Raw genomic sequence first — 24190 nt, 5'->3', positions numbered from 1 at the left:
TCGGCGGCGGGGTGCTCGGCGGGGCGCTCGGCGAGGTCCACTGCTGGTTGGTGCCGCCGTGGCACGTCCAGAGGTGGACCCTGGTGCCGTTCGCGGTGCCGTTGCCGCTGGCGTCGAGGCACAGCCCGGAGTGCACCCCGGTGATGGTGCCGTTGGCGTTGACGTTCCACTGCTGGTTGGTCTGGCCGTTGCAGTCCCAGATGATCGCCAGGGTGCCGTTGGCGGTGCCCCGGCCGGAGGCGTCCAGGCACTTGTTGCCGTACACCGTGAGCTGCTTGGACGCCGTCCAGGTCCAGGTCTGGTTGGCGCCGCCCTGGCAGTCCCACAGTTGGATCTGGATGCCGTTGGTGGTGCTGGAGTTGGGGACGTCGAGGCATCGGCCGGACTGGGCCCCCACGATCGGGGCGCTCTGCCCCGGCTCGATGGCGGCCACCGCCAACGGCGCCACGGCGGCCTCGGCGGCCGGGGACGGGGCACCGGACGCGGCGACACCGACGACGAGGACGCCGACCAGCGCGCCGGCCACGCCGGTCAGGCGACGGAGGCGACGGCGCCTCGGGATGAGATCGCGGGCTGGTGTCGGCCCGCTGCGGGACGGGGTGTGCACGGAGTGGCTCCCTAGGGTCGGAGAAGGAGCGGGGACAGGTGGACGCGCCACGAACGGCGCCGGATCGTCGGGGTGATGGTGATGGTGGTGATCGGGCGCCTGTCGTCCGTCGGGCGGCCGGTGCCTGATCACCCCGCGGCGCCTACCGGCCCCAGATCCGCCACGTCTGGTTCAACGGGCTGCCCTGGCCGACGGGGTTGCAGGTCCACTGGTGGACCGACGCCCGCGCCGCCGTGGAGACCCCGTTGACGTCGACACACTTGCCGCTGTGCCGGGCGACGAGCTGGTAGTCGTGCGAGTCGTTGCCCCCGTAGGTGACCTTGCGGAGGGTGAACTGCTGGTTGAGACCGTTGTGGCAGGTCCACTGGTGCACCGCGGCGCCGTCGGCGGTGGAGACGCCGCTGACGTCGAGGCACTTGCCGCTGTGCTGGTTGACCAGCGTGTACGTGTTGGCCACGCCGTCGACCGGGCGGAAGTTCCAGAGCTGCTGGTCGCCGCCGTCGCAGTAGTACTGCTGCTGGGCGTTGCCGTCGGCGGTGCCCTGGTTGGTGTTGTCCAGGCACTGCTGGGAGTGCTGGGCCACCGCCACCGACTGGAATCCGCCGTCCGGGGGCGGCAGCAGGGTGACGGTGTACGTGTCGGTCTGGTTGCCGTACGGCAGGGTCACCGTGGCGTTGTTGTTGGACACGTTGACCACGCTGTTGGAGACCGTGATCGGCCCCTGCACCGCGCCGCCGCCGTTGTACGGGATGCGCTGGGTGAGGACCCGCACCTGGTTGTTCTGCACGATGCCGCTGGTCGAGTCCAGACGCCGCAGGTTGACGGTCAGGTTCCCGGTGGTACGGCCGCCGCCGATCAGGACCTTCGCCGCGCCGGTGGAACTGGTGGCGTACGCGTCGTAGGACGGGCTGGCGGTCACCGAGACGATCTGCCCGGTCTGCGAGGCGTAGTAGCGGTAGGCCCACCACTCGCCCTTGGGCTGGTGCTGGCCGGCCGAGTTGCGGACCAACAGGTTGCCGAGGTCGTTGTGCAGGTTGCCGCCGCCGGCCCAGTTCGCCCGCAGGCCGTCCGCGCGGGCCCGCTCCAGGCGCGCGATGTACCAGGCGCCGTCGGCGGGGTTCTGCTCCTCGGGCGCGCCGTACTCGTTGATCTGGTACGGCCGGGGGTGCGGGATGCCGCGCGGGTCGAGGGTGGCGTTGGCGGCGGCCACGTTGGCGACCGGATCGCCCGGCAGCGAGTGCCAGCTGATGATGTCCGGCACCGTGTTGGTCGAGCGGACGAAGTCCAGGTACTGATTCCAGAAGGCGTGCGTGGTGGACGGCACGCAGGCGCAGCTCGGCCCGACGATGAGCTGGTTGGGGAACTCCGCCCGCAGGCGCTGGTAGGTGCGCCGCCACAGTTCAAGGTACTGGGAGATCGGGCGGTTCCAGAAGATGGTGATGTTGGGTTCGTTCCAGATGTCCCATTGCACGGACAGCCCGGACGCCCGGACGTCGCTGATGACCCGGGTGAGGAAGTTGTCGTAGTCGGTCCAGTTGCCGTTGTCGCCGGGGAAGCGCGAGATGCCGGCGCCGTCCGCGCCCCACAGGTCGTGCGGCAGGATGATGAACTGACCGCCGAGGGCGACGGTCCGGCGGGCCTGCGCGAGGGTGGAGTTCCAGCGACGGTCGTAGTTGCCGCCGACCCAGCCGCTGCCGGGCAGTTGCGCGCCGCCGGCGCGCATGTACTGGAACTTGACGTCGCGGTAGAAGTGGTCGGCCGGGGCACTGGCGTTCTCGGTCATGCCGTAGATCCAGCCCGACGCGCGGTAGGTCGGCGTGCCGATGGTGGTGGAGAAGTCGACGCTGATCGACTCGTCGGCAGCCCGGGCCGGCGGCGCGGTGACGGTGACGGCGGCGGTGGCGGCGAGCAGGCCGACGGCGAGTCGGGCGACGAACGCACGGGTTTGTCCTGGCCTGCCGCGGGACGGGGTTTTCACGGGCGGCTCCTTGTGGGGCGTGGGGGACGCTCTCCGGAGGGCTGCGCTTGCGAATCGATTCGCACGGATCGTAGGACCGAAGGTCGAAGAATGTCAATGAGATGACAGTGCGGTGACCCTGGCGTTTCCTTCCCCGTACGCCCTCACGCTGCGCCCACCCCTTGACCGCCGACCGAGCGCGGACCTATCTTCGTCCGAACCGATTCGTCGAATCGGTTCGCTCCACTACCCGGGAGGTGCCCATGACCGTCGCCCCGTCCGGTCCGGAGTTCCCCATTCAGGACATCCCGTTCAGCTACCGCGGATCCTGGCTCAACATCTCCCCCGTGGTCGCCGAGCAGACGTACGCCGACGACCTGCACCTGGTCTCGCACCAGACCGGGTTGCACGCTGTGCTCCGCCTCACCCCCACCGGGCCCGGCAGCACGGTCGTCGCCACGCCCACGCTGCTGACCTGGCGCAACGGGTCCGGCCGGATCGAGGCCGGCTACGCCGGGCAGGACATCCTGCGGCTGCGGGGTCGACAGCTCGGGCTCCGGATCGCCGCGGCGGCGGCCACCCTCACCCCGTTCAGCGGCACCTACCTGTACCTCGACCCGGCCGACGGGTCGCACGTGTTCACCTCGTACGAGACCGGGCGCCGCTACCGGATCACGGTGCTCTCCGGCTCGCTGCGCCGGGTCGAGGGCGCCGAGGCCCTCGGCACCGCCGACCGGGCACTGGAACTCCCCGCCGACCAGCCCTGGGAGATCGCGATCGAGGAGTACGAGACCGCGCGCCGGCCGTACGCTGCATCCGTCACCTTCGACCGGTTGTGCCTCGAGCGCAGCGCCGAGTTCGCCGCCTTCGTCGACGCGGTCGCGCCGTGGCGCGGCGCGGACACCCCGGCCGCCGAACTGGCCGCGTACGTACTGTGGTCGGCCACGGTCGCCCCGGCGGGCTTCGTCACCCGGCCCGCCGTCCTGATGTCCAAGCATTGGATGGACAAGGTGTGGAGCTGGGACCACTGCTTCAACGCGATCGCCCTGGCCGCCGGCGAGCCGGAGCTGGCCTGGCACCAGTTCCACCTGCCCTTCGACCACCAGGACGCGGCCGGGGCCCTGCCCGACTCGGTCACCCACTCGGAGGTCCTGCACAACTACGTCAAGCCCCCCATCCACGGCTGGGCCCTGCGCCACCTGCGCCGACGCCTACCCGAGCCGCCGCACCGGGCGGCGCTGGCCCAGACGTACGACCGGCTGGCCCGCTGGACGGGGTTCTGGCTGGACGCACGCCGCGCCCCCGGCCACGACCTGCCCCACTACCAGCACGGCAACGACAGCGGTTGGGACAACGCCACGACCTTCGACGGCGGCCGGGTCCTCCAGACCGCCGATCTCGCCGCGTTCCTGGTCTCGCAGCTACGCTGCCTGTCCGACCTCGCCACCGAGCTGGGCGAGCCCGCCGGCCGCTGGTCCCGGGAGGCCGACCGGATCAGCACGGCCATGCTCCGGGACCTGTGGGACGGCGAGCGCTTCACCTCCCGCGACCCGCGGACGGGGCGACGGCGGGCGAGCCGCAGCCTGCTCGACCTGATGCCCGTCACGCTCGGCGCCGACCTGCCCGCCCCGATCGCCGCCACGCTGGCCCGGGGCGTCGAGACCCACCTGACCACGCACGGACTGGCCACCGAGCCGACGGATTCGGCACACTACCTGGCCGACGGCTACTGGCGTGGCCCGATCTGGGCACCCTCCACGGTGCTGGTCGAGGACGGGCTGCGCCGGGCCGGGCACACCGGGATCGCCGACGACATCAGCCGGCGTTTCCTCGCGCTGTGCGAGAAGTCCGGATTCGCGGAGAACTTCGACGCCGAGACCGGCGCCGGGCTACGGGACCGGGCGTACACCTGGACCGCCAGCAGCTACCTCATCCTCGCCGCCGCCCAGGAACAGCGACGGGCCGCGGCCGGGTAGCCGGTCCGCATCAGCGGGAACGGACCGGGCCGGTGCTGGAACGCAGCGAGACGGGCGGGCTGTACAGGCGGTGGCGTGGCACAGCGTCGGGCGCGGCGATGCTCTCCACCAGCAGCGCCACCGCCTCGGCGCCCATGTCGCGCATCGGCACGTCCGCGGCGGTCAACGGCGGGCAGAAGTCCTCGGCCCAGTGCTGGGCGGCGACCCCGGCGACGGAGAAGTCGCCCGGCACGGCCAGCCCGGCCGCGGTGAGCGCGCGCTGCACTCCGGGCAGCGCGGCCTCGTTGATGGTTGCCATCGCCGTGACCTGCGGGTACGTCGCGAGCAACTGCTCCACGCACGTCTCGCCGGAGGCGGTGTCGTCGCCGCAGCAGACGTCGACGCCGGTCAGGCCCCGCTCCGCCACCGCCGCCCGGAAGCCGGCCAGCGCCCGATGGCTGGGGCCGTACCCCGCGGCGACCAGTTCGGCGGAGCGGTTCACCAGGGCCACGTGCCGGTGCCCCAGGTCGGCCAGGTGGTGCACGCAGCGACCGATCAGCCCGGCGTAGTCGATGTCGATCCAGCTCATCCCGTGCGGCTCGGCGGTCCGACCGATCGTGACGAACGGCAGACCCGCCCTGGCCAGCCGAGTCACCCGGTCGTCCTCCAACCGGATCTCCATCAGGACCACACCGTCCACCCGACGCCCGGCGACGATCCGCTCGAACGAACGGTCGTGGTCGCCGCCGGACGGGGACAGCAGCACGTCCAGGTCGTGCCGAGCAGCCGCCTCGACGACGCTGGCGACGAAGCCCAACTGCATGTCGGTCAACCGCTGACTGGCCGGGGGAATCACCAGCCCGAGAGTGCGGGTACGCCCCTCCTTCAGCGCACGGGCGCTGGCGTTCGGCCGGTAGTCCAGCTCGTCGATCACCGCCTGGATCCGCTGCCGGGTCGCCTCCGACACGGCCCGCTTGCCGCTCAGCACGTACGACACGGTGCTGCGGGACACCCCCGCCCGCTGGGCGATCTCCCCGATGTTCATCACACCGCCCTCGAATCGATTCGCGCCCGGGCGCGGGCAGCACCATGCTCCACGCAGAAGCATAGCCGCCTCGCTGCCCGGCCCAGCTCGTCGATGATGGTGGCGTCCTCGCAGCCGCGTCGGGTTTCCCGCCGCTGTCACCCTGCCGGGATCGTCCCCCGCCGACCCACCGCCGGGCGAGCATCGCCGGCGGCGCGGCACCCGCGAGAGGTGCGCAGGGCCGGCGAAGGACCGGCCCTGCGCGGTCCCTGGCTCAGCTACGCAGGTTCCACTGCTGGTTGCTGCCGCCGTTGCACGCCCAGAGGATGAGCTTCGTGCCGTTGGCCGTCCCGGCGCCGGACGCGTCGAGACAGAGCCCGGACTGCACCCCGGTGATCGTGCCGTTGGCGTTGACGTTCCACTGCTGGTTGGCCTGCCCGTTGCAGTCCCAGATCACCACCTGGGTGCCGTTGCCGGTGCCCTGGCCGGAGGCGTCCAGGCACTTGGTGCCGTAGACCATGAGCTGCCGGCTGGCGGTCTGGGTCCACCGCTGGTTGGCGGCGCCGACGCAGTCCCAGAGCTGGGCCTGGGTGCCGTTGGTCGTGCTGGAGCCACCGATCTCGGCGCAGCGGCCGGACTGGACCCCGACGATCTGCACGCCCTGCGCCGGAGGGTTGGTGCCCTGCACGCCGGCGGCGGCCATCACGGTCTGGGCGCCGGAGGGCCAGTTGTTGTTGGTGACCGTCACGTTGCCGGAGACGACGTTGCCCCGGTCGCCGTTGGTCACGTTGGTGCTGCCGTTGGTCGACCAGTTGTTGGTCACGGTGAAGTTGCCCATGTTCTCCGCGTACCAGTAGTTGGCGGTGGCCCAGGTGCCGGTGGCGGAGAACACGTTGTTGCGGGCGGTGTAGTAGCGGGAGCCCTCGTCGAAGTAGAGCCCGAACCAGCCGTTGGTGCGCAGGCAGTAGTTCTCGTTGATCGTCGCGCCCGGGTTCGCCGACAGCGTGTAGATGCACCCGCCGTCGGTCATCTGCTGCATGACGTCGTGCACGTAGTTGCCGATGACCTGGTTGTTGGACGCGGTGGTGGCCGTCGTGTAACGCGGCTGGTAGTTGTACAGGCCCCGGTTGGCGTAGTGGTTGCTGCCACCGGCGTCGTTGGCGCCCCAGCCGTAGCCGACCGACAGGCCGGTGTACGGCATGTTGTAGACCTCGTTGTGGGAGACCAGGGCGGTGCTGACGTACGTGGTCAGGATCGACACGACGCCCCGGTACTCCAGGCCCAGGTCGTGCACCCGGTTGTTGCTGATGGTGATGTTCCGGTTGACCATCCACTGGTCGGCGGGGTGGTGGGCGTCGGCGCGCACGCCGCCGACCACGATGCCACCGGCCGAGTTGCGGGCGATCTCCGAGCGGGTGACCGTGATGTTGCTGGTGCCCAGGCCCACGCCGCTGGCGTGGGCGTTGGCGTCGTTGCCGATGCCGATGGCGGTCTGCCCGAGGTTGACGAACTGGGACTCGCTGAAGGTGATGGTGTTGGCGGCGGACACCTGCACGGCGGCGGGCATCTGGTTCCAGTGCGGCCGGGTGGCCTCGAACTGCGGGCAGCCGGCCTGGCAGGAGGTCAGGGCGTCGGCCGGGCGGGCCCAGGTGCCGGTGATGTGGGCGCCGGTCTGCTGGTCGGCGAAGCCGTTGCTGCTGCTGGGGCCGAGCCAGCTCGTGCCGGTGAAGGTGATCCCGCTGAACGAGATGTGGTGCGCGGGCGCGTCGTAGGTGCCGCCGACGTTCACCAGGGACTGCAACTGCGGCAGCTCCACGCTGACGTTGCTCATGTTCTGCCCGGCGAGCGGGATGTAGTTGAGCTGGCCGCTGCCCGGGTTGAGGTACCACTCGCCCGGCGCGTCGAGGAACTCGTACGCGTTGGTCAGGTAGAACGGCCCGGCCCGGTGCGGCTGGGAGAGGGTGTCGAAGCCGAACGTGTTGTTGTTCCAGGCCGGCTGCTGCATGGTGAGGAAGTTGCCGCTGATGCTCTGCACCGGCGAGTACCGGTCGGTGAACGAGCCGACGCTCTCCACCTCGACTCGGTTCTGGTTGCCGAGGTTGTTCAGGTAGCTCAGCGCGCTGTTGCTGAACCGCAGGCCGGAGGTGGTGAACGTGAAGTCGGCCCGGTTGACGGCGGTACGCGCGCGGGTGGCGACCGCGCCGTTGACGTAGAGCTGCCGGCTGTCGAGGCCGGCGGGGACGTTGGCCCGCCAGATGTTCTTGCCGGAGTCGACGAGCGACCAGCCGGTGACCGCCCGCGCGCCGCTGATGACCGGGCGGGCGGACGCGGCGGCCCGCCACGTCACGGTGTAGCCGTTGTTGCCGGAGTCGGCGGCGGTCAGCCGGAACGGCGCGGAGAGCCGGTACACGCCGTCGGCCAGCTCGACGACTATGTCGCCCGACATGGCGGCGTTGCGGGATCGGACCGCGTTCTGCGCCTCGGTGAGCGAGCAGGGCTGGCTGGCCGAGCAGGTGGTGCCGCTGCCGGAGGGGGACGCGTAGAGGGTGGTGGTGGCCGCAGCGGCGGGTGCCGCCGAGGCGAAGACGGCGGCCGCTGCGGCGACCGTCGCCGAGGCGACGCCGGCCAGCACCTGCCGGTGCCTCCTGGGGGATGACGGGACGGACACGAGTAGGACTCCTATCGTGGTGGGGTGTGATGGGACGCCCTCACCCCGCTGGACCGGGTCACCCGGTCCACTCGGTGCGGACGTCACCCGTACACGTCGGGCCTCGCCGCGACGCGGGCGGGTTGCTTTCGGCGGGGCACCGGGTCCGCCGGGCGTCGGAGGCGGTGTGGCACCGCCCCTGCCGGCGGTCGGCTCGGCCGGATCATGGCTGCTCCTGACCGGGCGCGGCCGTGGCGAGCAGGCCGGCCGCCCGCAGCGCCGACCACAGCTCGACCGGGACGTCGGCGTCCCACCGCGCCACGGTCTGCGCCACCTGCCCGCCGCTGCGCAGCCCGACGACCGTCGAGACGACCGCGGGATGCGACCGGACGAAGGCGAGCGCCGCCTGCGGCAGCGTGACGGCGTACGTCTCGCAGACCGCCGCGATCCGCCTCGCCCGCTCGATCAGTTCCGGCGGGGCCTGCTCGTAGTTGTAGGTCGCGTCGGCCGGCGGCCGGTCCCGGGACAGCAGGCCGGAGTTGTAGACACCAGCGATCACCACGCCGACGCCCCGGCTGGCGGCCGCGGGCAGCAGGTCGGCCAGCGCGCCCTGTTCGAGCAGGGTGTAGCGGCCGGCGCACATCACCACGTCGATGTCGGTCTCTTGGACGAACCGGGTGAGCAGTTGCGACTGGTTCATGCCGGCACCGATGGCCCGCACCACACCCTGCTCGCGCAGCTCCACCAGGGCGGGCACCGCCTCCGTCGCAGCCTGCTCCCAGTGGTCGTCGGGGTCGTGCAGGTAGACGATGTCAACCCGGTCCAGGCCGGTGCGGGCAAGGCTGGACTCCAGCGAGCGAAGGACCCCGTCGCGGCTGAAGTCCCACACCCGCCGGTGAGACTCGGCGACGTCGAACCCTCTTGGGTCGCGCCGGTGCGCGTTCTCCGGCGACGGTACGAGGAGGCGACCGACCTTCGTGGACACGACATACTCGTCGCGTGGGCGGCTCCGCAGGGCATCGCCGAGCCGCCGTTCGGACAGCCCGAGGCCGTAGTGCGGCGCGGTGTCGTAGTACCGCAGGCCGGCCTCCCACGCCGTGTCGACGGCGGCGGCGAACTCCTCGTCCGTAATCGCCCGGTAGAGGTTGCCGCCCTGGGCCGCGCCGAAGCCCAGCTCGGTGAGGCGGACCGCCGGCCGCCGGGGCAGCGCCCGCTCCCTCACGACGGCTCCAGCCGGTACACCCGCCGCGCGGTGTGCCGCCAGGTCGCCGCCCGGTCGTCCCCGCCGGGGCCGCCCGCCAGCTCGGACAGGAACACCGTGGCGCTGGCGGGTTCGGTGGCCGATCCCCACCGGCCGCCGAAGCGGTGCGCGACTGCCTTCATGCGTCCTCCCTGTCGGCGGTCGGGGGGTCAGGGTCGGGCGGCGGACGGGACGCCGTCGTGGGTGTACGCCGGGGCGTCCGGCAGGGCGGTGACGTGCGGTCGCGGCTTGGCGTAGACGCCTTCGGCGACCGCCAGCAGCCGACGTCCGGCTCGTTCCGGTCGCACGTTGGGACCGTCGGCGGTCGGCGTCACCGGTCGGCGGCGCGACGCGCGGATCTCCTCCTCGGCGACCGTGACGCCGAGGCCCGGCGAGTCACCGAGGACGAACGCGCCGTCCTCGACGTGCAGGTCGAAGCTGATCCCGACCGGGGCGTGCAGGTCCTGCAACTCGCTGACCAGGTGGTTCGGCACCGACGTGGCGGCGTGCAGCAGGCCGACAGGGCTGTTGCCGATCGGGCTGACCGGCAGGTCGTAGGCGTGCGCCAGGGCGGACACCCGAAGGAAGTGGGTGACGCCCCACACCGCGGCCGTCTGGACGACATCGACCGCCGCCGCGGCGATCAGCGGACGGTACTGTTCCAGGCCGGTGAGGTTCTCCCCGGTGGCGACCGACGCGCGGATCCCCCGTCCGACGACGGCCAGGCCCTCGGCGTCCCACCGCCGGACGGGCTCCTCGACCCAGACGAGGTCCAGGGTGCGTTCGAGCTCGCAGACGTGCCGGACGGCCTGCTTGCGGGTCCATGCCTCGTTCACGTCGAGCATCAGGCCGGGCCGCCGCCCGTGGGCGGCGGTCAGCACCTCCCGCACCAGGTGCAGGCGGTCGCGGTCCCGCTCGATGTCGAGGCCGCCCTTGAGCTTGGCGGCCCGCAGGCCGTGCCGGGCGTAGACCTCGTACGCCGCGACCAGTTCGTCGTCGCTCAGGCCGATGTCCAGGCCGGACGCGTAGGCGGGCACCCGCCGGTCGCGCCCGCCCAGCAGCCGCCAGAGCGGTTGCCCGGCCGCCTGCGCCTTGATGTCCCACAGCGCGGTGTCGAGTGCGCCGATGGTGCCGAACACCGAGCCCGCGTGGCCCGCCTTGAACGTCTGCCGCAGCATCCGGTCGTACAGGGCGGTCACGGCACGGGGGTCCTCGCCGTGGATCGCCGCGAAGATGCTCTCGATGTCTCCGTGCGGCCCGAGGCCGACCCCGGTGATGCCCTCGTCTGTCTCGACCACGACGATCGGCACGGTGGTGACGCCGTCGGCGAAGACGCCGTTGGCGTCGCCGACGGGGCGTCCCCATTCCTGGCTGGTCGTGAGGGTCCGGTACCCGGTGATCCGCATGTCAGCCCTTCGTGGAGCCGGCGGCGACGCCGTCGGCGATCTGGCGCTGGAGGAAGAGGTAGATCACCAGAACGGGTATCGCGGCGATCAGCACCCCGGAGGCGAAGGTCGGGATGTCTTCGGAGTACTGCCCGCGTAGCGAGGTCACCCCGACCATGAGGGTGCGGTGCTCGGCCGAGGGCATCAGCAGCAGCGAGATCAGCACGTCGTTCCAGCAGAACAGGGCGTTGAGGATGCCGACCGACAGCAACGCCGGGGCGCCCAGTGGCAGCATGATCCGCCGGTAGACGCCGTACACGCTGTTGCCGTCGATCCGGGCCGCGTCGATGATCTCGGTGGGAATGGTCCGGTAGTAGCTGGTCATCAGGAAGATCGTGAAGGGGAGGAACTGCGCGACGTAGGCGAGGACGAGCCCCGGGTAGGTGTCGACGAGCCCGGCGTCCGCCATGATCCGAGCCAGCGGCACCATGATCACCTGGAACGGGGCGAAGAGCGCCGCGAGGCAGCCCAAAAACAGCGCCGACGAGCCGCGGAAGCGCAGTTGGCCCAGCGCGAAGCCCGCCATCGACCCGATCAGCAGCAGCAGGACCACCGAGGCCATCACCACGACGACCGAGTTGACCAGATACCGGCCCAGGCCGACGCTGCTCCACGCCGTGGCGATGTTCTCCCAGCGCACGGCGTCGGCCAGCGAGAAGCGATCGAGAATGTACTCGCGGCGCGTCTTCATGGCCACGTTGACGGTGAAGACCATCGGATAGATCGTCGCCAGCGCCAGGAGGGACATCGGTACGGCGAGCAGCCACCCGCCCGGCCGAACGCGGGACATCAGACCTCCCTCACCGCTCGCCGAAGCAGGCTGATCTGTAGCAGCCCCACCACGAGCATGACGAGGAAGAGGACCGTCGAGGCGGCCGACGCGAGCGCGGGCCGGTTCATCTGTCCCTGCTGGATCCAGATGTAGTACTCCGGCAGGTACGTCGAGCCCTCCGGGCCGCCGCTGGTCATGACGTAGAGCAGGCCGAACATGGAGGTCAGCATCCCGATCATCGTGGTCACGAAGACGAACTGGATGGTGCGGGACAGGCTGGGGACGATCACGTGCCGGATGGTCTGGGGCAGCGACGCGCCGTCCACCCGGGCCGCGTCCAGCAGCGAGGCGTCCAGGGTGGCGAACCCGGCGAGGAACACCACCAGCCCCATGCCGAACGTCGCCCAGACGTGCACCCCGACCACCACGAACATCGTCACGTCCGGGTCGCCGAGCCAGTCCGTCGGCCCGATGCCGACCCCGCCGAGCACGGCGTTGAGCGGGCCGTCGAAGGCGAGCAGGAGATTGAAGATGGCACCGACGATGACCGGGGAGAGCACCGCCGGGAAGAAGTAGACGCTGCGGTACAGCCGGTGCCCCGGCACCCGCAGGTAGATGAAGGTCGCGAGCAGGCCGGGGATCGCCACCGCCACCGGCAGGAGCAGCACGAGCAGCCCGACGTTGCGCAGCGCGCCCCGGAACAGCGGGTCGGCGAACAACTCCCGGTAGTTGTCGAGGCCGACCACCGTCCCGTCGCGGTCGCCGTCCCCGGTGAAGGAGAAGTTCACCCCGAGCACCAGTGGCCACAACCGCAGCAGCACGATGATCAGCACGGCCGGGGCCAGCAGGACGTAGGGGGCGAGACGCTCCCTACGCCGACCGCCCCGGCGGCGACGGGACGCGCCGCCGGGGGGCAAGGGCCGCCGCTGCGGCGCCCTGTCGGTCCGCCCCGCCTCGACCGGACGGACCGACGTCAGGGACTCCCCGTTCGGCACGGGTCAACCGGCCTGGTCCGAGGCGGCCAACTGCTTCACTACCTCGTCGACGGTGATCGAGCCGCTCAGCAGTTGCTGGGAGAGCCGGCCCATCAGGTCCAGGGTCTGCGAGGAGAGCGCCACGTGCAGGGCCGGCTTGCCGGTCTTGATGTCGGCGACGATCGCGGCCGCGGCCGGTCCGCCCTGCGACACGTCGATCGTCGTGTCGGAGGCGATCGCGCCGGCCTGCGCGTAGAAGGCACTCAGGGCGTCGGTCGAGCTCAGCGACCGCACCAGGTCGGCGGCCATCTTCGGGTCCTTCGTCCATTTGGCGACCCCGTATCCGATTCCGCCGTCGTACGCCAGGCTCGGGGTGCTGCCCGTCACGACGACAGGTGCCCGCATCACGCCGAGCTTGTCGGCGGTGAGGAACTCGTTGAAGTCCTTCCAGTGCCCCACGTCCGACATCAGGCCGATGACGTGGGCGGCCTTGGCTGACTGGAAGACCGCGAAGGCGTCGTTGAACATCGCCGTCGAGTTCGGCCCGTCGCTGTTGAGCTTCGCGTCCTGGGTCTCCTTCCACAGCGCGAAGATCCGCTTGACGTGGGGCGAGGACCAGTCCCGCTTTCCGGCGGTCCAGTCGTCGTACTGCTGCGGGGTGAAGACGCCCGAGCCGAGGGCCGAGAGGAAGAACTGGATTCCGTAGCCCTCCTTGTTGCCGAGGGCGAAGCACTTCGCGCCGGTCTTCCTGGTGATGGTGGCGCAGTCGGCGATGAACTCGGGCCAGGTGGTGGCCGGGCTCGCCGGGTCGAGGCCGGCCTTCTCGTAGAGCGTCCGGTTGTAGTAGATGGGGTGACCCTGGAGGGTCACCGGGGCGGCGTAGGTCTTGCCGCCCTTGGTGAACGCGTCCCACCCGCCCAGCCGCTGCCGGTCCTCGGCCACGTACTCGTCCAGCGGCAGCAGCGCGTCCGCCCGGTCCCGGATCCGGCCGCCGCCGTTGAAGAGGATCACGTCCGGCCCCGTGCCGGACTGGATCGCCGTGCCGAGCAGGGTGTAGTACTGCTCGTAGGGCTGGGCGACGAACTCGACGGTGACGCCGGGGTGCTTCCTGGCGAAGTCGGCCTTCGCCTTCTCGATGTACGGCGCGGCAGCGGCCTCACCGGACTTCCAGTCCCAAACCACCAGCTTGCCCTCGGAGCCGCCGGGCGACGAGCGCGTCCCTGAGGCGCTCCCGCAGCCGCCCAGCGCCAGCGCCGCCACGGCAAGGACGGCTGGCCATACTGCTCGCTGCTTCATCGCTGCTCACCTTCGACTATGCGAATGCCGGCGAACCGGCCGTCGATGCAGGAATTGACGGAAAGGTAACTCGTATGACGTATGACGTCAACAGCGAGGCGTAGGATTTTCGGACGGCGGTCGTGGTGCCGTCCGCGGGGGCACTGGAGGGGACATGACGGCAGCACAGGGAAGCACCCTGAACAACACCTCGGGGCCCCCGGCGTGGTCGCGGCGGCCGGCCAACCTTGCCACGGCGGTCACCGGGGAGCTGGTGAAGCGCATCGTTCGCGGGGCGCACCCGTCCGGGACGCCGCTGCCCCCCGAACCAGCGCTCTGCGCGGCATTCTCGGTGAGCCGGACGGTCGTCCGGGAGGCGGTGAAGATCCTTCAGGAGAAGGGGCTGGTGCAGATCCGCCAGGGCAGCGGCACCATCGTCACCCCGCCGTCGATGTGGAACATGCTCGACGAACTCGTCCTGGCTGCGACCCTCGCCGAGGACGACACCCTGGCGATCCTCGACGACCTCGTCGTCACCCGCCGGGTGCTGGAGTCCGACATGGCCAACGTCGCCGCCCGCCTGGCCGACCAGGAGACCCTCGACCGGCTGCGCGCCCTGGTCGACCGGATGGACGAGCTGGTGGACGACCACGTCACGTACCACGAGCACGACCGCGCGTTCCACGACGTGATCATGCAGGCGTCCGGCAACCGCATCGCCCGTGGCGTGGTGCGGGCCCTGGAGAGTCAGGTCATCAATACCGCCCGGTACATGGGCCGGTCCGAACGGGCGCTGTGCGTGGCGTCCAACCTGGGCCACCGACGCATCTACGAGCGCATCGCCGCCCACGACCCCGACGGCGCCAGCGAGGCCATGTTCACCCACATCACCGAGGCGTGGCTCGTCCGCCGCAGCGGGCCGGACACCGCGCGGCTGGTGCGCTGACGAGCGGACCCGCCCAGTGGGGCGGTGCCGGTCCCGGGTGACCCGGAAGACACTCGTCACCCCGGGCCGATCGCACGGGATCTCAGCCTACGAATATCTATGGCTTGCCAGTGTTAACGGTAACAGCTACCGTCGGCCGCAGAGGCGAAGGGCACGCCTCCACGCTCGACCCGACCCGTGCCGGCCGGTGGAGTATGCGGCAGCACCGGCCGGCACCTGCGGGCGATGCCGCGGGAGGTCGCACGCCGCCGGTCGGGCTGACCCCCCGACTCACCCGGGAGCCACGGCGAGCGCGATCCACCTCCGCGTGCCCACTGCCTCCAGGAACCGTGGCCGACCCGCCCCGCAGCCGCACCAACCCGCAACGGCGACACCCGGACGAGCGCGGCGGCCCACCTCGCCCGACCGGGCGGGCCGCCGCCCACCACCACCACACGCCTTCACGACACGTCCCCCGGCCGGGCGCAGGCCCGAGTTCCGGTCGATTTGGAGGTCCGCATGTCACCCCTACCCATCAGCCGCCGCCGGCTGCTGCAGGCCACCGGCGCGACCGCGGTCGTCTCCGCGACCGGTGCCACGTTCGCCGGATCGCCTCCGGCCGCCGCCGCGGTGGTGGTCCCACCGGTCCGGCCGGACACCGGCGTCTCGGCGTATCCGTTCGAGCTGGGCCAGGTACGGCTGACCGCCGGACGCTGGCTGGACAACCAGAACCGGACGCTGAGCTACCTACGGTTCGTCGACGTCGACCGGCTGTTGTACAACTTCCGCGCCAACCACCGGTTGTCCACCAACGGCGCCGCGTCCAACGGGGGCTGGGACGCGCCGTCGTTCCCGTTCCGGACCCACATGCAGGGACACTTCCTGACCGCCTGGGCCCAGGCGTACGCGGTCCTCGGCGACACCACCTGCCGGGACAAGGCGAACTACATGGTCGCCGAGCTGGCCAAGTGCCAGGCGAACAACGGCGCGGCCGGGTTCACCGCGGGCTACCTGTCCGGGTTCCCGGAGTCGGACTTCACGGCGCTGGAGGCACGCACGCTGTCCAACGGCAACGTGCCCTACTACTGCATCCACAAGACGCTGCTGGGGCTGCTGGACGTCTGGCGCTACATCGGCAACACCCAGGCCCGTTCCGTGCTGCTGGCGCTGGCCGGCTGGGTCGACACCCGCACGGCGCGGTTGAGTTCCAGCCAGATGCAGGCGATGCTCGGCACCGAGTTCGGCGGGATGAACGAGGCACTGGCCGACATCTACCAGCAGACCGGCGACGGTCGCTGGCTCACCGTCGCCCAGCGGTTCGACCACGCCGCCGTGTTCAACCCGCTCGCCGCCAACTCCGACCAGCTCAACGGGCTGCACGCCAACACCCAGGTGCCCAAGTGGATCGGTGCGGCGCGCGAGTACAAGGCGACCGGCACCACGCGGTACCGCGACATCGCCAGCAACGCGTGGAACATGACCGTGAACGCGCACACCTACGCCATCGGCGGCAACAGCCAGGCCGAGCACTTCCGCGCGCCCAACGCGATCGTCGGCTACCTCACCAACGACACCTGCGAGCACTGCAACACGGTCAACATGCTGAAGCTGACCCGGGAACTGTGGCTGATCGACCCGACCCGGGCGGCGTACTTCGACTTCTACGAGCGCGCCCTGGCCAACCACGTCGTCGGCGCCCAGAATCCGGCCGACGGCCACGGCCACATCACCTATTTCACCCCGCTCAAGCCGGGCGGGCGGCGGGGCGTGGGCCCCGCCTGGGGCGGCGGCACGTGGAGCACCGACTACAACTCGTTCTGGTGCTGCCAGGGCACCGGCATCGAGATCAACACCAGGCTGATGGACTCCATCTACTTCCACAACGGCACCACGCTCACCGTGAACCTGTTCGCGCCGTCGACGCTGAACTGGTCCCAGCGCGGCATCACGGTCACCCAGAGCACGAACTACCCGGTCGGCGACACCACCACCCTGACCCTGTCCGGCACGATGAGCGGCTCGTGGAGCATCCGGGTGCGCATCCCGGCCTGGGCCAGCGGCGCGACGATCGCCGTCAACGGCGCGACGCAGAGCGTGGCCACCACGCCGGGCAGCTACGCGACGGTCACCCGCACCTGGGCTTCGGGCGACACCATCACCGTGCGGCTGCCGATGCGGGTCGTGCTGTCGCCCGCCAACGACAACGCCGCCGTCGCCGCCGTCACCTACGGCCCGATGGTGCTGTGCGGCAACTACGGCAACACCACGCTGTCCACCCTGCCGTCGCTCACCGCCTCGTCGATCACCCGGACCAGCACCAGCACGCTCGCGTTCACCGCGACCGCGAACGGCGCCACGGTCAACCTCGCGCCGTTCCAGGACGCGCACGGCTACAACTACACCGTCTACTGGAGCGTCAGCGGCGGCACCGGGACCGCCACCCACAAGCTGTTCAACGTCGGTAGCGGCCTGGTCCTCGGCATCCAGAACATGTCCACCGCCGACGGTGGGCTCGCACTCCAGTGGGGCAACACCGGCACCGCCGACCACAACTGGGTCATCGTGACCGACGGCAACGCCGTCAAGTTCCGCAACGTCCACAGCGGCAAGGTCCTCGGCGTCGAGAACATGTCCACCGCCGACAACGCCCGCGTCCTGCAGTGGGCGGACAACGGCACCGCCGACCACCTCTGGACCCTCCTGGACCAGGGCGACGGCACCTACAAGATCCGCAACGTCCACAGCGGCAAGCTGCTCGGCATCATCAACAACTCCACCGCCCAGGGCGCGCAGGCCGTGCAGGACTCGGACAACGGCAGCGCCGACAACCGGTGGCGGCTCGTCGCGAACCAGTAGGCGCGATCGGTCCGGCCGGGATCCGGACGGGGTGCGGCGAGGGTTCCCGGTCGCGAGGAGGGGCTGCCCCGTACAGGGCAGTCCCTCTGCGGGCGTCAGGAACCGATCACGTGCGTGTCCACTTTCGGCTGTTGCTGCTGTGGCAGATCGAGAGGATCACCTGCGTGCCGTTGGCGTTCCGGCGACGTCCGAGCGAAGGGGCCACGCCGCCGCCCGGAGCACGACACGGCCCGGGATGGCGGACCGTCTCGCGGTCCACCACCCCGGGCCGAGGGGTGTCTGCCGTCCCGTCAGCCGGTCAGCTGGCGGTGCAGGTGGGGATCTGGGTCGGCGCGGTGCCGTTGCCCTGGAACCCGAACTCGGTCACCTGACCGGCAGCGAGCTGACCGTTGTAGTCGACATTGGCGAACCGCACCGTGCCGGTACTACCCGAAGCCGTCGCCGACCACGCACCCGTCACACTCGAACCACCCGGCAACGTCACACTGACGTTCCACCCCCGGGTACCCGACGAGCCCGCGGTCACCTTCACCGCGACCACGAAACCACCCGGCCACGAATTCACCGACACCGAAGCCGAACACCCACCCGGACCCGGCGGCGGAGTCGTCGGGTTCGGCGGAGGCGTCGTCGGGTTCGGCGGAGGCGTCGTCGGGTTCGGCGGAGGCGTCGTCGGGTTCGGGGTGCCCTGGAACTGGGCGAAGAACCGCCAGATCTCGCCCTTGGTCCAGGTGTTGACACCGCTCTCGGCGTACGTGCCGTCGACGGGGCCTGGCATGTGTCCGTTGTCGAACGCGGCCCACTGCACCGGGTACCCGGCCCGGCAGCCCGAGTAGGCGGTGGTGATGTGCGTCCGACTGCCCGCCGCCGGTTCGCGCGGGCTCTGGGGGGTACAGCCGTTGTTGCGGACGAACGTGTCCCGCAGCGCCCGGCCCTGGGAGATGCTGAGCACGGTGTCGCTGATGCCGTGCAGCCCGAAGTACGCGATGGGCTGGGTGCCGCCGCTGCATCCACTGATCTGCGCGCCGCTGATGACCGCGACGGCCCGGAAGACGGTGGCCCGGGCGCAGGCGAGCGCGTAGCTCATGCCGCCGCCCCAGCTGAAGCCGAGGGCGAAGCGCTGGGTGGTGTCGACGCAGAGGTCACCCTCGATGCGACGGATCATGTCATCGACGAAGGTGACGTCCTCGCCGCCGGCGTTGCCCCACCCGCCGCTGAGGCCCTGGGGCGCGACCAGGATGGCGGTGTTGTTCGACTGTTCCAGCTGGCCGTAGTAGGACCAGGCGGCCCCGCTGGTGCCGCCCGAGTCGATCTCGGTGGCGGTGCCGCCCCGCCAGTGGAACGCGAAGATCAACCGGTACTGGTTGTTGTTGTTGTAGTTGTTGGGCATCCGCAGGATGAAGCTGCGGTTCTTGCCGTTGCTCTGGATCGTGTGGGTGCCGCTGCGCAGCGTCGGGGCCTTGCCGCAGCCGGCGGTCGCCGCCGCGGCGCCCACGTCCGCGACCGGCTTGGCGGCACCGAGGCCACCGTTGAGCGTGACACCGCCCGCCGTCACGACGAGCAGGGCCGCCAGCGCGATGGGACCGGAGAAGAACCTGGATCTCAACATCGACCACTCTCTCTTTGTGGCTCGGGTTTCAATATGTTGGGGTCAGTTGGCGGCGCAGGTGGGGGTCTGGGTCGGCGCGGTGCCGTTGCCCTGGAACCCGAACTCGGTCACCTGACCGGCAGCGAGCTGACCGTTGTAGTCGACGTTGGCGAACCGGACCGTGCCGGTACTACCCGAAGCCGTCGCCGACCACGTATTCGTCACACTCGAACCACCCGGCAACGTCACACTGACGTTCCACCCCCGGGTACCCGACGAACCCGCGGTCACCTTCACCGTGACCACGAAACCACCCGGCCACGAATTCGCCGACACCGAAGCCGAACACCCACCCGGGCCCGGCGGCGGAGTCGTCGGATTCGGCGGAGGCGTGGTCGGGTTCGGCGGCGTGGTCGTCGGGTTCGGGATGCCCCCGCCGGCGTTGAGCGCGTTGAGGACGGCGTCGTACGCCGGCTTCTTGTTGCCGTTGCAGTCGAACAGCAGGGCGTTGTCGGACCCTCGCCACGAGTCGCAGTCCCGCACGCCCCACACCGTGATGCCGGTGCAGCGCGACACGTTCATACAGGCCCGGGTGACCGCGCCGAAGATGTTGGCCTGGTTGCCGCCGGTCATGACGTCCAGCTCGGTGATCTGCACCTCCACGCCGAGGTCGGCGAAACGCTGCAGGTTGGCCTGGTAGTCGCTCGCCAGGGAGGTGCCCAGGTGGGACTGGAAGCCGACGCAGTCAATCGGCACGCCCCGGGACTTGAAGTCGCGCACCATGTTGTAGATGCCGGTCGACTTCGCGTTGATCCCGTCGGTGTTGTAGTCGTTGTAGCAGAGCTTCGCGCCCGGGTCGGCGGCCCGCGCGGCACGGAACGCCGCTTCGATCCAGTCGTTGCCGGTGCGCTGGAGGTTCGAGTCGCGCCGGGCGCCGCTGCCACCGTCGGCGAACGCCTCGTTCACCACGTCCCAGGCGTAGATCTGCCCCCGGAAGTGGGTGGCGACCTGGGTGACGTGGTTCATCATCGCGCTGCGCAGGGCGCTGCCGGACATGTTCTGTGCCCAGCCCGGCTGCTGCTGGTGCCAGAGCAGGGCGTGGCCCCGCACGCTCATCCCGTTGGCCCGGGCGTGACTGACGAGGCGATCACCACCGCTGTAGTTGAACTGCCCCGGCTGCGGCTCGGTGGCGTCCCACTTCATCTCGTTCTCGGCCACGACGCTGTTGAACTCGCGGTTGAGAACCGTGGTGTACGTGCTGTTGGAGAGTTTGCCGGTGGCAACTGCGGCGCCGAAGTAGCGACCCTTCTCCGCCGAAGCCGCCCTCAGGGTCGTCCCCGCACTGGCTGCGGGGGCCAGCGCCACCGTCATGCCGGCGGTGAGCGCGCCAGCGACGGCGAGAGTCACCGTCGCCATCAGGGCTCTCTTGCGTCTCATGTCGATTCCTTCTCGGTGATGTTGCAGCGGTGGTGGTGAGGTGCCCGATTCGCTCCCGGCGGGACGGTGCCGGAACGGCCCGTGCGAGACGCCGCACGGTCGTCGGGGTGCTGCCGGCGGAGCACGCGCCGAAAGGGAGCCATGAATCCCTTTCGCAGAGGAAATCCGGGCGGGCAATCCTGAAACGGTCACTTCTACCGCACACGAAGCCCGTCGCGCGTCGCCGGCAACTGCTGATGGGAGTCCTGACACGACGTCCCGCATGCCCGCTGGGGAGGTCGTGATCCCGAGGTTGAACCAGCAAGGCCCGCCCGGTGGGCCAGAGAAGTGTCACCCTCGGCATCGACTGTGAGCGATAACAACACCATTCGTCAAGTCCTGCCGAATCCCGTCAACCCGGCCACCGCCGCCCTGCGGCAGGCCCGACTCGCCGGTTGCGGCGCCGGGCACTCCGCCACGGCGTCGGACCTGGTGAACGAGGAGAATCGTGGCGACGACGGACGTCACCGTCGACTCCGGCCGGTCGGTGAGCATGCGCGACGCGACCGACCATCCGGGGCTGCTGGCCACACTCACGATCGATTACGTCCGGCCCGGCCCGGTACCGCGCCGCCCCGGGCGGCCCCGCCGGTCGGGCAGTCGCGGTGGGCGTGACGGCGGTCAGGAGACCGCGGCCCTGACCAGTTCGACGACCCTCCTCTCGACGGCGGGGCTCCACGCCCGCAGCGCGTACGCCACCGGCCACAGGTCGCCGTCGTCGAGGTTGGCCGCGTCCTGGAAACCGAGGGTGCAGTAGCGGTAGTTGAACTTGCCCGAATCCTGGAAGAAAACGACGATCTTGCCGTTCGCGTCGGCGTAGGCGGGCATCCCGTACCAGGTCTTCGGCGACAGCTGCGGGGCGGCAGCGGTCACCGCCACGTGGACGCGCTCGGCCAGCGCACGGTCCTCCGGCGCCATCTGCGCGACCCGGTCGAGGACCGCCTCGATCCCGTCGGCCTTCCTGGCTCCCTTCCTGCCCTCGGCGCGCAGCTCGGCGGCGCGCTCCTTCATCGCGGCATGCTCCTCGGGGCTGAAGCCGTCGGACCCGGACGTGGACTCCTTGGCGGACATTCTGGGCTCCTTGCGCCAATCAGGGCTCGGCGGGATGCCGGCCACCCGGGAAGAGGCTAGGCCCGACGGCATACCGGCGCTTCTCGATTCCTGATCGGTCCGCCGAGCCGGGCGCGGCACCCGGATGCGGCGTCCGACCAGCGGGGCGGAAGGAGAAGGTCATGGCACGCGCACGTCACCGTGCATTCCGGCGAGGAGGTCGGAGGTGGTGTGGGCCGCGATACCGGGCTGCGCGCTGTCGGCGAACCGCGCGACGACCGCGCGGACGTGTCGCTCGGCGGGTTCGGCGAGGCCGTCGTAGACCGCCGAGAACAACTCGCGGGCCGGCTGCCTGAGCCATCCCGCCGGCAGGAGGTCCAGGGGTAGCTGCGGATCGAGGGTGGGAAAGCGCCGGTACGTGTCCATGACCTCGGTGCGCGCCCGCACCGCCGCCGCGCCGTCGATCCCGCCGGATTCCACCCCGGGCAACAGCGGGGTCCACCGCCGCAGGAACTCCTGGTAGTGCCGGTTGATCGCCGCTATGTCCCAGGCCTCGATGGGAGCGCGGTGACCGGTCCCGTCGAGCGTGGCCTGCTGTGCGCGAAACACCGTGACGGTGCCGGGGGCGAGCTGGGCGAGCCGCTCCCGCGCCTTCGGGGTCAGGTCGCGCGGCGAGATCCACAACCCGTCGTACAGCGGCGCGTAGCCGAGCCAGCGGAGCTGACCGCGCAGGGCCCGCCGCTGCGCGCTCCGCTCCTGCGGCAGCGAGAAGGCGACGATCGTCCAGCGCCCGTCCCAGGGCGCCGCCGTGGCGGTGGAGTCTATAATCCACCTTCCTCCGCCGACCAGGCTGGCGGCGGCGGCGCGGCTGAGCCGGTAGGCGCTGCGCCGCCCCTGCCGGCTGCCCTCCAGTACGCCTCGACGGGCCAGCCGGCTGATCGCGGCACGGGCACCGGCCGTGCTCACCCCGGCCTCCGCGAGCAGCGCGACGATCGCGGCGGACGGAATTGCGGCGCGGGTTCGCAGGGTGTAGTCCGCCAGCAGGGTCACGGCGACCCCCTGGGGCGAGTTGCCGGCCTGCCGGCGGGGCAGCCGGAGCGGATGCCCGTCGTCCGGATAGATCTCCTCGATGCTGAACGGGCTTGCCACAGGCGCTCCGGGCTCGAATCAGGGACGGAGTAACGACTGTAGACGGACCGCTTCGGGCCGGGCTCGCTGCGGTGCGGGCCAGCCCGACGACCTCCCCTGATCGAGGCGAATCGATTGACACTTGCCGGACCGGAGGGAACACTAAATGCTACGCGAGCCTTACGGAGCCGGCAGGGCGAACACACGTAGTGGGCGATACGCGATCCCGCGGGAAGCCGGGCGTACCCCCCGACCGGGACGTGCATGGCTCGATCCCACCCCGCACAGGTGACCGAAGGAGTCTTCCCCGTGAGAATCAGAAGGAAACTGCTGCTCGGCCTGGCCACGGCGCTGGTGGCCGCCGGCCTCGTGGCCCCCGCGCTCGAGCCCGCGTACGCGGCGTCGCTGACCGAGGTGACCAGCTTCGGCGACAACCCGGGCCGCATGCGCATGCACATCTACGTACCCGACTCCCGCCCGGCCAGGCCGGCGACGGTCGTGGCCATGCACCCCTGCGGCGGGTCGGGCCCCGCCTTCTACTCCGGCAGTGAGTTCGCCGCCCTGGCCGACCGGTACGGGTTCATCGTGATCTACCCGACCGCGACCCAGCAGGCCGGTTTCGGCAACTGCTTCGACACCTGGTCGGACGCCGCCAAGCGCCGCGGCGGCGGCAGCGACCCCGTGTCGATCGTCTCGATGACCCGCTACGCGCAGCAGCAGTACGGCGCCGACCCCGGCCGGGTCTACGTCACCGGCAGCTCGTCCGGCGGCATGATGACCAACCAGATGCTGGCCGTCTATCCCGACGTGTTCAAGGCCGGCGCCGCGTTCATGGGGGTCCCCTACAACTGCTTCGCCGGTGCGGCGGACTACCCGCCCGGAAGCAGCCAGTGCACCGGCGGGAACATGAACCGGACCCCGCAGCAGTGGGGCGACGCGGTCCGCCAGCAGGCCTACCCCGGCTACTCCGGCCCCCGCCCGCGCGTGCAGTTGTGGCACGGCACCAGCGACACGCTCGTGCCGTACAGCCTGCTCCAGGAGACGATCGAGCAGTGGACCAACGTGTTCGGGCTCAGCCAGACACCCACCTCCACCGACACCCCGCAGGCGGGCTGGAACCGCCGCAGGTACGCCGACACCAGCGGCACCGTCCAGGTCGAGGCGTACAGCATCCAGGGTGCCGCGCACAGCCTGCCCGCCGGCGGCATGGCCGCGTCCGCCATCCAGTTCTTCGGCCTGACCACGCCGCCGAGCCCGACCACGCCGCCCAC

Annotated in this window: 17 protein-coding genes and 1 pseudogene; 4 read left to right on the top strand and 14 right to left on the bottom strand. The window is 70.7% G+C overall.

Annotation, left to right across the window (positions count from 1 at the left end):
- Together E1258_RS12675 and E1258_RS12670 are read right to left on the bottom strand one after the other, a co-directional pair.
- Positions 1-406, bottom strand: a pseudogene (locus E1258_RS12675) (ricin-type beta-trefoil lectin domain protein); the annotation flags it as partial.
- 343 nt (positions 407-749) lie between these two features.
- Positions 750-2585 (bottom strand): RICIN domain-containing protein, encoded by a 1836-nt coding sequence (locus E1258_RS12670; RefSeq protein ID WP_132399889.1) that lies wholly within the window; start codon positions 2583-2585, stop codon positions 750-752.
- Between the two features lie 242 nt (positions 2586-2827).
- On the opposite strand from E1258_RS12670, the gene E1258_RS12665 reads away from it, so the two are divergent.
- Entirely contained in the window at positions 2828-4540 is a 1713-nt protein-coding gene (locus tag E1258_RS12665) for an amylo-alpha-1,6-glucosidase (protein ID WP_132399886.1), read from the top strand.
- A 10-nt stretch (positions 4541-4550) separates the two neighbouring features.
- Here the strand turns inward: E1258_RS12665 and E1258_RS12660 are convergent, their stop codons facing one another.
- The 8 genes from E1258_RS12660 to E1258_RS12630 form a co-directional block, all read right to left on the bottom strand.
- Positions 4551-5564 carry a LacI family DNA-binding transcriptional regulator gene (locus E1258_RS12660; protein ID WP_132399883.1) on the bottom strand — a complete coding sequence of 338 codons (1014 nt, stop codon included), beginning with the start codon at positions 5562-5564 and terminating at the stop codon, positions 4551-4553.
- 253 nt (positions 5565-5817) lie between these two features.
- Positions 5818-8211: a right-handed parallel beta-helix repeat-containing protein gene (locus E1258_RS12655; RefSeq protein ID WP_132399880.1), complete on the bottom strand. Its 2394-nt coding sequence runs from the start codon at positions 8209-8211 to the stop codon at positions 5818-5820.
- Between the two features lie 202 nt (positions 8212-8413).
- Positions 8414-9412 (bottom strand): aldo/keto reductase, encoded by a 999-nt coding sequence (locus E1258_RS12650; RefSeq protein ID WP_132399877.1) that lies wholly within the window; start codon positions 9410-9412, stop codon positions 8414-8416.
- On the bottom strand, positions 9409-9573 hold the full coding sequence (locus tag E1258_RS33280) for a hypothetical protein (protein ID WP_165949740.1): 165 nt from the start codon (positions 9571-9573) through the stop codon (positions 9409-9411). Before E1258_RS33280 ends, E1258_RS12650 begins: the two co-directional genes overlap by 4 nt.
- 27 nt (positions 9574-9600) lie before the next feature.
- Positions 9601-10836: a mandelate racemase/muconate lactonizing enzyme family protein gene (locus tag E1258_RS12645; RefSeq protein WP_132399874.1), complete on the bottom strand. Its 1236-nt coding sequence runs from the start codon at positions 10834-10836 to the stop codon at positions 9601-9603.
- A gap of 1 nt (position 10837) precedes the next feature.
- Positions 10838-11665: a carbohydrate ABC transporter permease gene (locus tag E1258_RS12640; protein WP_132399871.1), complete on the bottom strand. Its 828-nt coding sequence runs from the start codon at positions 11663-11665 to the stop codon at positions 10838-10840.
- Positions 11665-12642, bottom strand: coding sequence for a carbohydrate ABC transporter permease (locus E1258_RS12635; RefSeq protein ID WP_207919529.1), 978 nt, complete (start codon positions 12640-12642; stop codon positions 11665-11667). The genes E1258_RS12640 and E1258_RS12635 overlap by 1 nt, the downstream gene beginning before the upstream one ends.
- Before the next feature lie 3 nt (positions 12643-12645).
- Complete coding sequence (locus E1258_RS12630; protein WP_132399868.1) at positions 12646-13917, bottom strand: ABC transporter substrate-binding protein; 1272 nt, start codon at positions 13915-13917, stop codon at positions 12646-12648.
- Positions 13918-14071: 154 nt separating this feature from the next.
- On the opposite strand from E1258_RS12630, the gene E1258_RS35570 reads away from it, so the two are divergent.
- Positions 14072-14842, top strand: coding sequence for a FadR/GntR family transcriptional regulator (locus E1258_RS35570; protein ID WP_132399865.1), 771 nt, complete (start codon positions 14072-14074; stop codon positions 14840-14842).
- 498 nt (positions 14843-15340) lie between these two features.
- On the top strand, positions 15341-17677 hold the full coding sequence (locus tag E1258_RS12620) for a beta-L-arabinofuranosidase domain-containing protein (protein ID WP_132399862.1): 2337 nt from the start codon (positions 15341-15343) through the stop codon (positions 17675-17677).
- A 298-nt stretch (positions 17678-17975) separates the two neighbouring features.
- Here the strand turns inward: E1258_RS12620 and E1258_RS12615 are convergent, their stop codons facing one another.
- The 4 genes from E1258_RS12615 to E1258_RS12600 form a co-directional block, all read right to left on the bottom strand.
- Positions 17976-19286, bottom strand: a complete 1311-nt coding sequence (locus E1258_RS12615) for a cellulose binding domain-containing protein (RefSeq protein ID WP_132399859.1) — start codon at positions 19284-19286, stop codon at positions 17976-17978.
- A gap of 42 nt (positions 19287-19328) precedes the next feature.
- Positions 19329-20702: an endo-1,4-beta-xylanase gene (locus E1258_RS12610; protein ID WP_132399856.1), complete on the bottom strand. Its 1374-nt coding sequence runs from the start codon at positions 20700-20702 to the stop codon at positions 19329-19331.
- Positions 20703-21362: 660 nt separating this feature from the next.
- Positions 21363-21812 (bottom strand): iron chaperone, encoded by a 450-nt coding sequence (locus E1258_RS12605; protein WP_132399853.1) that lies wholly within the window; start codon positions 21810-21812, stop codon positions 21363-21365.
- A gap of 159 nt (positions 21813-21971) precedes the next feature.
- Entirely contained in the window at positions 21972-22940 is a 969-nt protein-coding gene (locus tag E1258_RS12600; protein WP_132399850.1) for a PaaX family transcriptional regulator C-terminal domain-containing protein, read from the bottom strand.
- Positions 22941-23228: 288 nt separating this feature from the next.
- On the opposite strand from E1258_RS12600, the gene E1258_RS12595 reads away from it, so the two are divergent.
- On the top strand, positions 23229-24190 hold a 962-nt coding region (locus E1258_RS12595; protein WP_165949739.1), incomplete at its 3' end, for a PHB depolymerase family esterase.

Source organism: Micromonospora sp. KC207 (genome assembly GCF_004348615.1).
Lineage (GTDB): Bacteria > Actinomycetota > Actinomycetes > Mycobacteriales > Micromonosporaceae > Micromonospora.
The sequence above is the reverse complement of the archived record's forward strand: the minus strand, read 5'-3'. Positions and strand labels throughout refer to the sequence as shown.